Annotated in this window: 4 protein-coding genes; all 4 read right to left on the reverse strand. The window is 38.2% G+C overall.

Features of this window, described 5'->3' with window-relative positions; all coding sequences use genetic code 11:
* Positions 1-22 precede the first annotated feature (22 nt).
* Positions 23-3,097 carry a sensor histidine kinase gene (locus tag QM481_RS04125; protein ID WP_283380747.1) on the reverse strand — a complete coding sequence of 1,025 codons (3,075 nt, stop codon included), beginning with the start codon at positions 3,095-3,097 and terminating at the stop codon, positions 23-25.
* A gap of 69 nt (positions 3,098-3,166) precedes the next feature.
* Positions 3,167-5,614, reverse strand: a complete 2,448-nt coding sequence (locus QM481_RS04130; RefSeq protein ID WP_166550254.1) for a carboxypeptidase regulatory-like domain-containing protein — start codon at positions 5,612-5,614, stop codon at positions 3,167-3,169.
* 206 nt (positions 5,615-5,820) lie between these two features.
* Complete coding sequence (locus tag QM481_RS04135) at positions 5,821-6,822, reverse strand: PorP/SprF family type IX secretion system membrane protein (RefSeq protein ID WP_283380748.1); 1,002 nt, start codon at positions 6,820-6,822, stop codon at positions 5,821-5,823.
* Between the two features lie 129 nt (positions 6,823-6,951).
* On the reverse strand, positions 6,952-17,646 hold the full coding sequence (locus QM481_RS04140) for an SdrD B-like domain-containing protein (protein WP_283380749.1): 10,695 nt from the start codon (positions 17,644-17,646) through the stop codon (positions 6,952-6,954).
* Positions 17,647-18,163 lie beyond the last annotated feature (517 nt).

Genomic DNA, 18,163 nt, shown 5'->3' on the forward strand with positions numbered 1-18,163 from the left:
CAATTAGGGATAATTTGGTTTCTCAAAGATATATAAGTATTTCAACTTTTGTCCCCTGAGACTCACCTATTTCATTGAATTTATCAATAATATTTACTTCGACTTTAGTTTCTTCAATATACTTTAAAGATTGAATTCGTTCGGCAGTAATTTGTGTTGACTGAGATTGATACGATTTTATCGATTTTTGTTTCAACTCTGCGGCCTTTTCTCTTCCAATGCCATTGTCTTCGATTGTACAACGTACATATTCTTCAGTCAAACCAAAATGAATCACAAGTACTCCTTCGTTATTTTTACTATAAACGAGTCCATGATTAATCGCATTTTCGACAAAAGGCTGAATGAGCATAGAAGGAATTTCTAATTCCTGTGGAACATCATCCTCTATCTTTATCTCGAAAGTAAAACGGTTTTTAAAGCGTAATTGTTCGAGGGTAATGTAGTACTCCAATAGCTCACTTTCTTCATAAACTGAAATATATTTATTGCGAGAGGACTCCAAAAAGAGTCGCATCAAGCGTGAAAATCTACTCAGATAATCATTGGCCGCTTCAATATCATTGTTCAAAATATAGTATTGAATCGAACTCAGAGCATTAAATACAAAATGTGGATTCATTTGTGCTTGTAATGCTTGTAATTCGAGTTGAGCAAACCGTTTGTTGGCAGCGGTTCGTTCGCTTTCTACTTTTTGAATAAATCTAATTCGAGCATAAACTGAATATAGTATTATGATAACAATAAGCGTTGCTACCACTATCCAGAACCAAGTTTCTTGCCAAAATGGTGCCTTTATATGAAATCTTATCGGATTTATTTTTTGAGTTATTTTTCCAGTCACATCATAAGCTCTTAAATCAAAAATATAGGTTCCTGGAGGTAAAAAAGGAAAACTCAGCTGTAACTCTTCTACCTCTCTCCAATGTGTATCAGATTGATTACTGCCGAGCAATCGATATTGGTATTTGATATTTTTATTACTCATGTACGAAAGAGCAACAAATTCTATCGTCAAGTTATTCTGTGTATGTTCTAGCTCATAATGTGATGTCACCAAAGTATCTAGGTTATTAACTTTCACGCGACGAATTACCAATGGCACTTGAGCTTTGGGCATAGGCATATTGAGCACATATTTTACTCCAAGTTTGAATAATCCATTGGCTGTTCCAATCCAAACTATGTCATTTTGTACGGTCAAACAATACACTTCATGTGTTGGCAAACCCTGAATTACCGATAACTTTTTAAGTTGGTATCTTTTGGTTTTATAATCAATGTTAGACAGAACAAATACCCCCTTGTTGGTACCTGCCCAAACAGTTTGAGTTTTATTGTCGAGAAAAATTGCATTAATATTTTCATATGCTAGTTCTGAAACAATAAGCGGACTGTGCCCATCGAAGGCATATAATCCAAACCCGTTGGTGCCAACCCAAGCTCTTCCATTTTTATCTGACACCAAGCATTTTACAGCACGACTCAGCAAAGGATATTGAATTTTTTGCTTATCGAAAAGTTCCGCTGTAGAATCCATCAAAGAGAGTTGGTAAATTCCTTTTGAGTTTCCGACCCATATCTTGCGATTACTTCCGACGTGCATCGCAACAATTTTGGGAATATTTACCTTAGTAAATAACTTTCGAGCCTGATAGTGTTTTTTTGACTCGAAAAGTTTTACCATCATTAGAGCATTATAACCTATGATCGTTTTTGAATCAAGGGTATCTATTGTTTTAAAATCAATCCAATGAACCGTCTCTCCATCGTACTTTCGGTGAACGGGTTCATGTAAATCGCTTTGACCATTTTTCTTTATAATTTTATTAACAGATAAATGTTTTTTATTCATGAGTGCCTTTGTAGAATACATCGTATAATCCATTCCGAAATAAGCTATCATGGCCTTTTCCTTAGTAATAGCGATATCCCGAACTGGAAGACGAATGGGATCTTTAGTCAGAAACCTTGTAATAGATTCATCCTGATTAATCCTGTACAAATCACCTTTACCTGTTCCAAATATGATTTTATTTTCAAATTGCTGCATAGCCACAACCGAATTTCCTCCCTGAAAATTATAGGTGGCAGAATACATTGCTTGCTTTGATAAAAACAGTAAGCCTTTATCTTTGGTACAAAACCAAAAATTCTCTTCACTATCCACATAAATCGTATTGAGCACATATTTATTTAGGAAATCGAACTGCCGAAGCCTATTGAAATTTTCATCCAAAAGAAAGGATTCCTTCTCTGTAACACATAGTTTATATTTCAAACTTCCTGTACTGAGAAGTAATATGATAGGGTTGTTCTTTAACGAACTTAAAGTAGAAATATGAATTTGTTTAAGCCCTTTTTTACTGTAGACTACAAGTTTATCGGCGGTAGCATACACCGTTTTATCATCTTCAAATAAAATCGTTATGAGTTTGTCGAAAATCTCGATTGGAAAGCTGCCTTTATCAAACTTAGGGAGTACGTGAGGTATGTTTTTAAGGTTATGCGCAAGCCCCTCAGAATAGGCTCTCAAGGTAAATGGAGAGCCTACACTCATAATCACACTAAGGTGGGTTTTATTATTGATAAAGGGATATGATTGATTACCTATTTTACGAGGCATAAACCTTTTAACCACTTTCTTTTTGACATCAATTTCTAATACTTCTAATCCTTTACTTAGAACAACCTGTACGGTATTAGGAGATGTTTGAACGTAACACCAAATATGGGAATCTTGTAAATCGGGATACGGATTAGGAATGGTGTAAAATTTATTATCATTCGTATCAAAATAGAAGAAGACAGAACTATAAGTTAAAAACCAAATTCTCTTTTGCTTGTCCTCCGCACATTGCCAAACATCGTTGTTAGGCAAACCATTTTTAGTAGTAAAACTTTCGAAATGATACCCATCAAATCGAGCAAGACCTTTGTCGGTACAAAACCAAAGGAAACCTTTACTATCTTGATAGGCACGATATACATTCGAGCTAGGCAAACCATTGTCAACAGTATAAGACCTTAAAAAAGGATACTGTGCAAAACTAAGTGAAGATATAAGTAGAAATATAAAAAGTAAGAGCTGTTTCATGCCACAAAAAAAGTCCGTGTAAGGTAAAGTTACCTGATACACGGACTCAAATATCAATTTCACTCAAATTTATTGCATCTGAATTACTTTAAATTCTGTTCTACGGTTGGTTTGATGTTGTTCTTCTGTACATTCAACACCATCGGCACATTCATTTAGCAATTGTGTTTCGCCAAATCCTGAAGACTCTAGTCTTGTTGATGCAATACCACGTTTGCGCAAATAGCTAACCACTGATTTCGAACGATTTTCTGAGAGTTTTTGATTAAATTCTGTCGATGAGCGAGAGTCTGTATGAGAACGTAAATCGATTCTCATTTTTGGATAACGCTTCATTAACGATACTAATTTCTCTAATTCTCGAGCAGCATCAGGGCGAATGTTATATCTACCGTAATCGTAATAAATATTATCAATTGTGATGACGTCTCCTTCTTCAAACATACTCAAGTTAGAGTTGATGTATTTCGGAGGATTGTCGCCCACTTTCTTGATTTTGTTGCTTTTCGAACCAAAGTTTTCTTTAGCAGCTTCCAAATTATAATCACAGCCTTGGCAAATATCAAATTGATAACGACCATCTGCGCCAGTTACTACTTGCTGAATTGTACCATCACATTCGTTTCTCAGCGTTACAAGAACACCCGCAATTGGTTGCTTATCCTTGTTAGAAGTAACTCGCCCTCTTAGGGTTGTTACTTTACAAGGTAAAGCTGGGTTTGGATTACCTGATGGGCTGATTCTTGCCGATAGAGAATCCCCTTCTACTTCTTTTACTGGTTGCAAAGGAATATCCAGTGTCGACTGTTCGATTTTAGCATCTTTTGCCGAATATCCAACGGTATTTGGAAGATACCCTTCACGAGAAGCCTTTAATAAATATGACTTATCTTCATCCAAACAGATTTTGAAAGTACCGTTTGAATCGGTCTTTTTCATCTCTGTTTTACCTTCTGTTGACACTTCAACATCGGCATTATCTAATGGCAATTTTGATTCTGCATCAAACACGATAACCTGTAGTTCACGGCATTCAGGTTTTTCGTCGCATTCTCTTGTAAATCTATAAATATCATCATCGGCACCGCCACGCTTACGATTTGAGCTTAAATATCCTTGTCTACGTTCGCCATCAGTTATAAGTCCAAAATCATCTTGACTCGTATTAATAGGAGCTCCAAGGTTTTTAATTTTACTTTTTACCGTTTTACCATCTTGTAACTCAACAAAGAAAATATCTAATCCTCCAAGTCCAGCATGACCATCCGAGGCAAAATATAAGTTTCCTTTTTCATCAACAAAAGGGAACATTTCATTTCCTTCCGTATTGATCTGAGGACCTAGATTGACTGGTGTTCCGAAATTTCCGTTGTTATATTCTACCACATACACGTCTGTTCCACCAAAACCTCCAGGCATATCCGAAACAAAGTACATCAGCTTGTCGTCTTTTGTCAAAGTAGGGTGTCCTGTCGAATACTCATTATTATTAAAAGGAACCTCTTTTACGGCAGACCATTGCCCATCGCCTTTTTTATCTTCGGCAGTATAAAGTTTCAATTTATTTACGCGGTCTGCGCTTGTTTTGAAACTTCCAGAATTATAGTTATTTCTAGTAAAAACAATTTTACGTCCGTCACTCGAAAATGTGACAGGCCCCTCATGGTATTTAGTATTAAGTGTTTTTGAAAAATTCTCACTTTGTGTAACAGGAGCTTCGTTATAGGTAGCATATCCTTTGTACATACCAGTACTGCCATACGAGCCAATTGTTTTAGAATCATTTGGTGTAGCTGGCGTGTACTCATCATCTCCAACAACGGCTGGCGCCTTGAATTTACGTTCTTTATTTGCCGTTGAGCCCCCCACACCCGAAGGCTGAGAAGCAGTCAGTTTGCTAATATCGGATAAATAATAAAGATCAAGAAAGTTTGAATTATCCCATGAATATACTCTTTTCAACCCTACAGATTCTGTGCGTCCAGAGTTGAAAACAAAACCATTTTTGTAGTAAGTAGGGCTAAAATCTGCTTTATCGGTATTAAGGTTTAGGTACTCAACTTTATAACACGCTTGGTTTTTATTGAGCGTTTCAACGTTTTTATACAGTTTTTGAAAACTCGAACTTCGCTTATCTGTTGTCGCTAGTTTAGCATATTTTTCATATACATCTTGTGATTCTTTGTATTTGCCATTTGTAGCAAGCGCTTGTGCATAGTAAAGATATGCTTTTGAATCACCCGAAAAAGATGGATTGTCAACTATTTCTTTATATACTCTCTCTGCATTTTGGGAGTCTTTGATTTGTCGATAAGCGTATGCCAATTTCAGTTTTGCAGTTTGCTTATCTGCATCTGAAATTTTGCCTTTAAGGGCATGTTCAAACATCTCGGCGGCATTCAAATAACTCATTTTTTCAAATTCAGCTTCAGCATCTTTCAAAGTCTGAGCTGAAACCTTTGAAACAAAGAGAAAGGCAGTAAGAAGTACCAATCCTATTTTCTTACAATTAATCATTTTTCTAAACAGTTATAACATCATGAAGGCGAATTCAAAATCGATAAAGCAACAAAGGACATGCCTTGTATTCAATACATTCCAGTAATAAGTAAAAAAGTTCTTAGTTAATAGTATATCAGTTATTAGTTTACTCTCATTATAAGACGGCTACTTCCACAGCGCACCACAGATATACTATTATTGTAGTCTTTTCTATTACTTGATTAGAAATAACGAGGAGTAAGAATTTTAGCTTTCTTGAAACCAAATTCATATCTCAACATAATTTCATGGCTACCTTTTTGTGAGTTCTGTAGGCTATTTAGCATAAAGTCATACGCATAACCGATACGGAACTGGTCACTTGCTTGAATTTCGAGCATACCAATAGCTGCATCACCATTTTGATTCGCGAAAGGTGAATTAAACTTTTGATTATTAGTTCTCCAAGAAGCCCCAACAGCTACTCTATCACGAATCCATAGGTTAACGTTAAAGTCAAATGCAGCGGCATCACGAGTAGCTTTTACTAAAATAGATGGCTTCAATGCCAATGAACTACCGAGCGGTACTACAAATCCCATCATCAAGAAATAGTGTCTTTCTTGGCGAGCTTTTTTCAATGTATCTTCATTACCTGTATAAGTACGAAGTTCATTTTGTATTAAGTTAGGAACAGAAACACCTATATATCCACGGTCGTTACTTAGGTATAAACCTGTACCTACGTTGGGTAACCATTTTGAAGTATTACCACTAAAAGCTGGGTCGATATCATTATTATCCAATGTACGACGGACACCGCTCAAACTACCAACCAAGTTGGTTGCACCAGCTTGAATACCCATAGCCAATGTAGATCGTTGAGATACTTTGACACGGTAAGCGTACGATAAATAAGCTCCAGTATTATTGAATACCCCGATTTGATCATGGTATGCTTGTAAACCAATACCAACCTTTTCTTTTTTAACGGGCATATCAATACTGAATGATTGTGTAGTAGGTGCGCCTTCGATTCCTACCCACTGCTGGCGGTAAACTCCAGTCATACTCAATACGTCACGACTCCCTGCGTAAGCTGGGTTTACGGCAAGCATATTAAACATATATTGAGAATACTGGACTTCTTGCTGAGCATGAGCTTTTTCTACACCTGCCAGTCCTAAGGCAAGTGAGAAGATGATTGCGGTTTTAGCTCTCGAAAGCAAACTTTGGCGTCTCATTGGATGATGGTTTAAATTATTAACCAAAGAAAAAAGGGTAAATACTACTTGGCTTAGTTTTCTTTGATTTGATTTCTTAACTATTTAGGCACCCCAGAGTAAGAGACTCACTCTGGGGTGTTTTTGGTATTATCTCACAATTGTGAAGTATTTAACTACAGTGTTTTTACCTTGAGTTAAAATAATTTCACCTGTTGTTCTATCGTAACGAGTGAAGCTGTAGAAGTATGTACCATCAGGCAAGCCTTGGCCATCACCGATTACTTTCACACCTTGGTTAGCTTCACCACCCCATTCATTTTTGTAATCACTTGAAGCATAAACTAGGCTACCCCATCTATTGAAGATTTTCAATTCGATACGTTGGTCAGGATTCAATGGTTGAATCACGAACTTATCGTTAATTCCATCGCCGTTTGGAGAGAACCCTTCTGGTATAAATGGACTATCAGTTACAACCGAAGCATCGAAGATTACTGGAGTCTTAGCATTTTCAGCTGGGTTTCCATCACCATTAGGATCTGGGTTAGTTCCTGCTGTAGATAAGTCAAACGCTTTCTTCGTTGCATCTGCAATACTGATACCTGTAGCACTAGCCTGAGTATAAATTGTATCTTGAAGCGGCTCACGGATATTCAATGTGTACTCAATCACGATACTGTCACCTTTGGCAAACTTAAATGTACTACTTGCTACTGTAAGTGTTGTATCTGCAATTCCATCGAACAATGAATCAAGTTTTACTTTTCCACTAACAAGTGTTGGTTTACCTACCAATGACCAAGCCGTTACTTGTTGACCAATATTAGATTGGATATGGTTGGCAAGTACAACATTGTTTAGGGTATCCTTACCATAATTACGAGCAACCAATTTGAATTTCACGTTGAACGTACTATCCGATTGCATCACTGGTTTGCTAGCTGACAACGCTACCCCAATTGCAGCATCTCCTAATGGTTTCACTGGGTTACTTAGTGTTACAGAAGTTGCTACCTTATTATTTGAAGGATCACCGTCTTTGTCAGGATCTGGATCAGAACCAGCCGTTGAAATATCTTCATAAGTTAAACCATCTGTACCTGTACCTTTACCGATTGCTACGTTACTGAATACAGAGTCAGTAGCAGCTGTAGTATTAACTCTCACTGCCAAGTTGATTGATACTGAATCACCAACACCTAGTGCAGAAGAATCTGGTAATACTAAATCGATATTCAAACCAGAACCTGTGTATTTAGAATTTACTTTTACGCCAGGACGATTTGTCGAAACCGTTGGTTGACCTACAATCGTAGCACCTTTAGAAGTGTAAACTGCATCTAAATCATCCGTTACTGACAACTTCGTGATTCTATTTACACCCATGTTGACAACTCTAATCACGTAAGGAACCGTCCATTCATTGGTACTTTCACGTTTCAAACCAGAAGCAAGAACCTCTTTCGCCACACCAATTAATGTTCTCGGCAAGTCGAAGCGTACTACCGTTCTGCTAGGAGTTGCACTCACATTTGTACCAGCAGATGACTTAGCTGTTACTGTACCGCTCGGTGCAATTCCAGAACCATTTACTTGGCTGTAGAATGGACCTTTGTTACCGTTTAATGTAAGTGTTACTGTGTAAATTAAGGTATCTACTTTATTTGGAATCATGAAGCTAGAAGCAGCTTTTACCAAGTTTGGATCACTTGCACCAAATGCTTCATTGATTACCAAGTTGCCTGTATTCTTCAATACTGGAGCACTTACTGTAAATGTTGCTGGAGAAGGGAAGTTTTTAGCAACCGAATCTACTAAGCTAACATTACGTAGCGTATCACTACAGAAGTTTTTAGCAATCAATTGATAAGTCACTTTGTAAACACCAGTTGATACTTGGTTTGTATCAATTACAGCTAATGCTAAGCCAAGTCTACAGTCATTCACCACTCTATTGATGATATTAACTTCAACGGTACTCTTATCATTATCCTTCACAGCATCTAACTTACTTGAGCTTGCTACGAATACAGTGTTAGGAGCAACACCTTGCAATACTGCACGTGCACTGTAGGTCAACGATTTAGTTTCTCCTTTTGCAATAGATGCAATAGTAGCACTCAATGAGTCACCCGTTGCCGTTTTGCCAGTTGAAGTAAAGTCTCCGCTGATGTATGACAAATTACTTACTAGGAAGTCTTTCAAGACTACATTTTTAGCATTTCCAGGACCAGCATTAGTTACCTTAATTGTATAGGTTACCAAACTGTCTTTGTTAACTGTTGTTGCGCTTGCCGTTTTGATTACTGACAAATCTGCATAAAGTGTATCATTTGCTGATACGATTGTTGCAGTTGCTGTATTGTTAGTTAACACTGGGTCTGTTGGGCTATACTTAGTTGTTGTTACTGTAGTTGAGATTGTTTTATCTTCATCTACCTTCACTCTGTAAGAGAATGATGTTGAAGCTCCAACTGCTAAGCTATTGATTGTAGCTTTCACAGAATCTGCTGTTTTGGTAACATCTCCAGAAATAAATGTTAATCCTTGAGGGAACAACGCTCTCAACTCGATGCTTGATGCAGCAGAAGGACCATTGTTTTGAACTTTCATGGTATAAACAACTTCATCTCCTTTTGATACAATCGACTTATCAGTGGTAAAGCTTACAGCAAGGTCAGCCAAACCTGTTGGATTGATTGTTCCAACTTGAACCGTCGTTGTTGCAGTATTATTATCTGTTTTAGGGTCTAATGTTGAAGCAACTGTTGCTCCAAACAAGAGATTACCAGATGTAATACCTTTCGCGATGAATGTTAATACTTTAGTCTCTCCTTTCTTCAATGAATCGTAGCTAGCTGTCAAAGTATTTCCATTTACAACCCAACTTGGTTCTGCCGATAGTAACTCAAACCCTGCTGGAATCGTAGTTGTCACTTTCAATCCTTTTGCAGTTGCTGGTCCATTGTTAGAAACAGTTACTGTTAAAGTTGTTGTTTCATTTAAGGCAATAGCTGTCTTATCTGCAACTATGGCAATCGCTGCATCCGCAGCATTTGGATCTACAACTCCTGCATTGATTGTAACAGACGCTTTGTTATTAGCTGTATTTGGATCTACAGTACTAGATGTTCCTGACACCGTAATAGTTGCTTCCGAAGTACTTGTTACCACCGATTTGAATGTGTATGTTTTAGTACCATTCATGGCAAGTGTATCAATATTTACACCGACTGTATTGCCATTTTGAATCAAGCCTCCAGTCTGACTAGCATAAGTCAGCGTTCCTGGGATGATTACACTTAGGGCAACTCCTTTAGCAGTTCTTGGACCAGAGTTAACTACTGTTACTGTAGTTACTACTGTGTCACCTACCGCATAAGTTGCTTTGTCTGTTGTTATACCAACACCAATATCAGCCAAATCCATCACTACCAAATCAGTACTTACTGTAATTGGAGAACCTGAAGAGAAGCATCCTTGTGCAGTACGATAGAATGCGTAATATGTTCCGAACCCAACAGCAGATGGAGTTGCTACATCGTTAGATGTTGCCGAACCACCAGATTTAAACACCAAAGTAGCGCCAGTTGGAGTTGTTGATGTTACTAAACTATTCAAGTTTGCAGTCTGACCAGATGAAATCATTAAGTTCTTAGTCACTGGAGCAGAAATATCAGCAAGAGGATTTAATGTTGCAGTATCTGATGGTACAGAAGTACATCCATTTGCATCGCTCAAGATATAATAATAGCTACCTAAACCTTTCACATTAATTGCCTGCGCAGTTGAAACTACAGAAGTCGAACCTACTTTATACCATTTGTATTGATAACCTGCAATTGCTTTCAACCCTACAGAGTCTGTTGTACATGCTGTCAAATTACCCGAAACTGTAATAGTTGGTTTTACTTTGATTCCATTAATGGTAAGAATCATTGTATCTACAGCAGCCACACATGGGCCTGTTCCATCTGGGTCATTTGAAGTCAGGAATAACTTCACTGAACCATTTGTCACATCTTGTGCCGAAGCGGTATAAGTAGCAGTTGGCAATAATGGATTGTCAAATGTACCTGTACCTGTTGACTTCCATGTGATGAAGCTTGCTGCACCGCTGAAGGCACCTTTCAATTGGTAAGATTTCGTATCACAAATTGTAGCGTCAGCACCAGCATTTACTGCTGCAGGAGCTGTTGTACAGTTTTTCGTAGAGCAATCAGTATTAATAAACACGTTGATTGCTGCTGGAGCAGAATAACAACCTGAAGCAAACTTCTCGAATACATAATAAGTACCGGTTGCTGAAACAGCTTGTGGGTTACTTACTAAAGTTGAAGTGCTAGATATACCTGTTCTGAATTCAAATGAACTACCATTTGAAGCTGTACTTAATAAACCAGACGTTAAATCAACAGTTGTTGCTGGACAAGCATTAACCAAATCTTTTGTAGATGGCTTGCTAGCAGAATTACCTACATTAATTGTCAACTCATTTGAGTTACCACTTTCACATTTATCAAGTTTACAAATTGCCGTATAAGTTGTATTAGCTGTTGGTTTTACAGTTACTGTTGTACCAATTTGACCATCACTCCAAATTACAGCGCCATCACAACCAGTTGCAGTTAAGTTCACAGATGAACCAGCACAAGCAGTTAATACATCACTTGTAATTACTGGAGCTGTTGGAGTTCCTACTGTAATAGTTGTTACTGCTGAAGAGGCCGACTCACAAGTACTAGTTACACATTTCACGGTGTAGTTTGTAGTTTGAGTTGGGCTTACTGTATGAATCGATCCTGTAAATCCGTCTGACCATTTAATTGTTCCACCTTCACATCCAGTTGCAACTAATGTCATTGAACTACCTGGACACATAAATTTCGCTGGACAAGTACATACGACACTAATCGTTGGAATTGCCAGAGGTGTCACATTCACAGTTACTTTGTTCGACTCTGCACTTACGCAAGTATTTCCTTTACAAGTAGCAGAATAAGTTGTAGTCGCTGTTGGTGTCTCTGTGATTGATGCACCTGTTTTGCCATTCGACCAAGTTACATCACTTGCACCACAACCTGTTGCAGTAAGCGTTACTTGAGAGCCTGAGCAAATAGTCGTTGTTGATGCTGTTATTACTGGTGCTGCACCTGAACCTACTGTAACTGTTACTGGACTAGACGTCTTAGCTGTTGCATTAGCACAACTATTTGATTTACATTGAACAGTATAAGTGGTTGTTATAGTTGGTTTTACTTTGATACTAGCAGTGGTTTCACCAGTACTCCATAACAAATCAGCTGTACAACCAGTAGCTGTTAAAGTTACCTCTGTACCTGCACATACAGGAGAAGTAGTACTTGCCACAATCACTGGTGTTGGCAAATCCGTTGCAACATTTACTGTAACCGAAGCTTTGGCATCTGTAGCACACGCTACATCAGTACACAAGGCAGTATAAGTAGTTGTCACTGTTGGATTCACAGTTATCGTTGAACCTGTTAAACCTCCAGTCCATGTTACCTTACCAGCTTCACAACCTTTTACTGACAATGTTACTGGAGACCCAGCACAAACATTATTCTTATCAGCAGACGCAACTAATGTTACTACCACTGTTGGTTTTACTACGATTTCTTTTTCGTTTGATTTAACACTTTCACATGCGCCTAATGAACAAACGGCTGAGTAAACAGTAGTGATTGTTGGTTTAACCGTAATTGATGAACCAGTCATACCATTTGACCATTTAACTGTTGTTCCACTAGGGCATCCTAATGCTAAGAAGACAACCTCTTGTCCTACACAAATTTCTTGGTCTCCACACACTACGATTGGAGCATCAATAGAACCACTATTTACTTTAACCTCTACTGTATTTGACACTCCAGAGTTACAAGTAGCATTAGTAGATGTACATGTGGCACTGTAAGAAGTTGTAACCGAAGGTTTAACTGTTACAGATGCTCCTGTTTGACCATCTGACCATTTTATAGTTCCATTACACCCTGTAGCAGTCAATGTTACGCTTTCTCCCACACAGATAGCAGTCTTAGATGCCACAATGGTTGGTTTAGCAAATTCAGAAACTGTTACACTTGCTGTATTAGATGCAGTACTTGTACAAGTTCCCATCTTACAAACCGCAGTGTAGTTAGTACTAGCAGTTGGCGTAACTGTTATTGATGAGCCAGTCATACCATTCGACCATTCGATTGTACCACCAGCACATCCTGTTGCACTTAATGTCAATGGTGAACCTGAGCAAATTGCTGACAATGCTGGGCTAATCGCTGGAGGTGTTGGGGTTCCAACTGTAATAGTTACTGTTTGTGACTTAGTTGATTCACAACTAGCAACTGTACATGTGGCAGAGTAAGTAGTCGTAACAGTTGGATTAACAGTTACTGATGCACCTGTTAATGCTTGTGCACCACCATACCATTTAACAGTACCTGTACAACCTGTTGCAGTCAAGGTTACTGAACCTGAACCGCAAATCGAAGTAGATGATGCTGCTATTGTTGGAACTGTTGGAGTTGTAACTGTAATTGAAACAGGTGTTGAAGGATTACTTGTACAATTGTTTACAGTACAAGTTGCCGTGTAAGTTGCATTTACAGATGGCGTAACTGTAATAGATGCTGTTGTTTCACCTGTATTCCATTTAATCTGACCTGAACATCCTACTGCCGTGATGTTTACTGATTGACCAGCACAAATGGCTGTTTTCTCAGCTGCAAGCACTGGTGCTGCTACATTACAAACCGTTGGAGTAGTAATATCTACACTATCATCATCATCTTCATTTTTATCTGTACCATTATTTGGTGTCGAATCAGGGTCTTTCACATCCGACTTGGTAATTTGTGCGGCGTTTGTGATTTTACCTCCTGATGTCACCTTCGCACGGAAAGTGAATTCTACTTTTGCATCTTTCGCAAGATTAGCAATCGTACCAGTCAATGTTCCATTATTATTTGTTAATGAAGTACTAGAGACAAAGCTAATGCCTGCAGGAAGTACATCTTGGATTTCAACATTGGTTGCTGCATGTGGACCAGCATTTGATACTACGATTGTATAAACAATTTCGTCATTAACAATTGGAGTAGCGTTCGAAACTGTTTTCGTCAAGCTCAAGTCTGCCAGTTCAATAGCATTAATAGTTACACTTGATTTGTTATTACCCAATTTTGTAGGGTCTTCGCTTGGACTTGAAATTTCGGCATCATTCACTATGCTACCTTTCGAAAGAATCGTTGCTTTTATGTTTAAGGTAACTTGAGCGCCAGCCGCCAAAGTACCAATCGTCCATTCTCCTGTTGAAGCATTGTATTGAGCAGTAGGATCTGCACTTACAAATGATAAGCTAGCAGGAAGCACATCTTTTACTTTAACTGTTGAAGCACTTGAGCCTCCCAAGTTTTTAGCAACGATAGCATAATTAATCGTCTGTCCTACTAAATAAGAAGGTGTTGTTTGTGGAGATGCCACGTCAACAACTGTTTTAACAACTGCTAAGTCTGTCGTTTGACAGCTTGTCACCGTAAAGTTGATAGATGCTCTTTCGCTAATACAACCTTCTGGTGTTACTGCCTCTGCATAATACATTACTGTACCTGCTGCTGTCGGAGTTACGATAAAGCTTGTTCCTGTACCTACAGAAGTACCTCCTGTTGCAGTGGTGTACCATTTAATCGTATTACCTGCACTTTCAGCAGTAAGGGTATTAGGTTCGCCTAAACAAATTTGTGAGCTAGCTGACAAGTTTGAAGGTTTTGAAGGACGAGCTTTGTAAGTAAAGATTGTCTTTGAAGTAGCAGCAGAACATAATGTTGCACTACCATCTGGGTCATTTGTTGTAAACGTAAATTCGATTGAGCCTTTTGCTTCGTCCGATGCAGAAGGAGTATATTTCGCAGATACGCTAGATACATTATCAAATGTCCCTGTACCTGTTGATGTCCATGTTCCACTTGTTGCTCCACCGCCCAAAGTAGCTGATAGTTGTAATTGTGTGAAACTACCTACACATTGAGATGGGATTGCAGCAAGAATAACCGTTGCAGGATTTGTACAACCACATGGAGTAATATTTACAGTTACTACCGCAGGTGCACTATAACAGCCAGCAGTTGATTTTTCAAACAAGTAATAAGTACCTGCTCCTACTACAGCTGGGTTTGCTACCAACGATGCTGATGGTGTTGAACCTGTTCTCCATTCAAATACACCACCGCTTGTTGACGGAGTACTTGTAATAGCTGATGCCAAATTCACTGTTGTTGTGGCAACTGGTGTACATTGGTTAGCTAAAGAGGCCAACACTGTTGGAGTAGTAGGTTTGGTATTTACTATGATAGAAATACTTTTTCTAGCACTTGTACATCCATTCGCATTTACTGTCTCTACATAATAAGTAGTATTTGCTGTTGGAGTAACTTGAATACTTGCTGTAGTAGCAAAGGCTGTTCCTCCAGTTGGCAATGTATACCATTTGTAAGATGAACCAGTACCTGAAGCTGTCAAGGTAGCCACATCACCAGCACACAATGTGCTAGTAGAAGCAACTACATTTGGCATATCTGGGTTACTTGTTACATTGAAGCTTACGCCTGTTGCATCAAGTGCCAAACATTTTCCAGAAATGCTTGTTTGCAAATCTGAAAGTTTGGTAGTACCTAATGTGATAGCAGTTGTCAAGTTCAAATCTGTAGTATTATATACTATAGTATGAATCTTGTACGAGTCTGCTGCATTGATAGAAAAACTAGGAGCTGTTGCCGTCTGAACAATAGTATTTGTTGTGCCTTTGCTCAATAGGTATCTCACAACATAGCCAGCAGGCACCGTTGGAGCTGTTGAAACAGACGCTGTAAGAGTTAACGAACCACCTGTTGGTAAGCACAAACCTGATGTACTTGCTAGTAGACTTCCAGTTGTTACATTACAGCTAGGAATAATACCAGCGTCAATATCTTTATTATCACGCGCAGGATCTCCAACTGGTTTTGTTGCATCTATTGTAATAAGTGGGCTTTTACCATCTGTTCCAGCGTCAGAGTCTGTGGATGATGTCCCCTTGCCTGTTAAAGTAAAGGTTGAACCAGCAGGTTTATCAAATAATACATAGTATTGACCACTTGCAACGATAAATTCGTATTTACCATTTGCATCAGTAGTGGTTGTACTAATTACATTTCCATTTTTATCCAATAAAGAAACTTTCAAACCAGCCACTGGTGTATCACCTGTGTTTTGAATACCATCTTTATTATTATCATTAAACACATAATCACCAATAGAACCCAAAGGAACAATACCCGCATCTACGTTAGGATTATTTCTTAAAGTATCAGTAACCGCTAAAGCCGTATTAATCGTAACCAAGTGGCTACGACCCAATGCACTAAAATCACTATCTTTCGTATCATCACTTCCTTGATTAGCTTTTGATATTTGACTCTTTGAAGGAAGGGTAACACGTACCTGGTAAGTACCAGAAGTTAGGTTTTCAAATAAATAATAACCTGTTGATGTTGTAGTAACGGTTTTTACAAATGTATTTGCGCTTGTATATAAATCTACTTTTATGCCTGATAATCCTGTTTCTGTTGCATCTTGAATACCATTAGCATTCACATCACTCCAAACATAGTCTCCAATCGAGCCGTAAGGATCAGGAATAAACTTCACTGGGCAACATCCAGTTACTGGACAGGTAGAATTGGTAGCAGAAAAAGTGAATTCTGTATAATCTGTAATACTCTCTACATATAACACACCATTTTGAACATAAGCACCCGAACCTGAAGTGGTAGCTGTAATAGCCGTTGCAACACCATTGGTTCCAACACGTCTAGTCCATACTACGTTAGTAAGCCCTTTTGGTACTGAAACTTCAAAAACACTTCCAGTCGAAAAATACGTTGGGACAGAAAAACATACAGCCGCTTGATCGTCCTCATTAATATTATGATTGTTAGGTTTTGAATCTGCATCTGGTTCGGTTTGAGCAACTACCTCAAAACTAGCATAGGCGATTCCTCTTCCGAGGTCGCCGCTTTTTACTCTTGCCTGAACTTGAAGTGTTATTTCAGTATTGCCTAGCAACTGCGTAATCACCCACTTTTTATTGACATTGTCGTAGGTGACTCCCGATGCAGGACTCGAATAAACAATCGACTCCAAAGTTGAAGGCAAAGAATCCTTTACCGAAATATTAGTAGCCTTATCTCCTGTACTATTCTTCAACTTAATAATATAGGTAACCAAATCTCCAGGATTAGGATTACCATTACTTATCGTGGCAGTTAAAGACAAGTCTGGACTAGCAACAGCCGTCCAAGCAGTAAGTACCGTTAGGATTAAAGAAGCGAATACAGTTCGAAGGGTAGAAAAACCATTCAATGAACTTGCTGATAATTGTTCTTTCTTATTCGAAGTAAGGCGGTTGGTTAATGTAGACAAACCCCAACTTTCGCATAAGTCCAACACAGATTTCACCTTACGAGATTTTGACAATAGAGTAGCACCCATATTGCTTGCACCTCGAAGCTGAAATAGATTATTAGCCGCTCGTGTCAGGTAAGTAAAAAGATTCATTTGCTGTATGTTTAATTGATAAAATTCACTACTAGGACCTTGTTCGTTTGGGCTATCCAACAAGTAACTACTTGGAGCATTAACAAGAGGTGAATCTTCACTTAGGGGCATAACAGCAGGTATGCTATCAGAAGCATTTAGGGAATTAACTACTTTAGGCTGCAAATGCGATGAAAACCTATGATTCGCTTGACGGCTAGCGCCAATCTCGAATGTAAATGTTTTTTTCATCCGATTTCTTGTTAATGTTTTAATTACTTAGGAGGATACCAAAATCTTGTACTATCGACCAGTTTTGTTCAAACTTCGGATTCGCATGATTTAGTCACTTTTAGGCGTCTCAAAATGATGAGATTGTATGGAAAAATGTACCAAAACTGTGCCAAATACCAAACACTTAAGTTGAGTAACAGGCCACCTTTTTGTGCTAAATTAAATCAAGCGCACATCCTCGATTTACGGACTTTGTCATAAAAATTCGACAATACTAGGTCAATTTAATTTTGCTGAATAAGCTACAAAAAATGCAACAGGGCAGCAAAGCCAAAACTATGCCAAAATTTTGCTTAAATAAAAAATTTCTGAAATACAATAAGATACAACCAATGCACTTGTAAAATGCACTAACTGAGAAGACACCAATTAAGGTAACGAAAGGAAGTATATAAATTTATTAATTGCGAGCGAAGCACCTATCTTATCCGATATTAGCTTTGATAGTACAAATCAAATAAAAATTTATTAGTCT

Source organism: Flectobacillus rivi, from assembly GCF_030056655.1.
In the GTDB taxonomy this organism is placed as follows: Bacteria; Bacteroidota; Bacteroidia; order Cytophagales; family Spirosomataceae; genus Flectobacillus; species Flectobacillus rivi.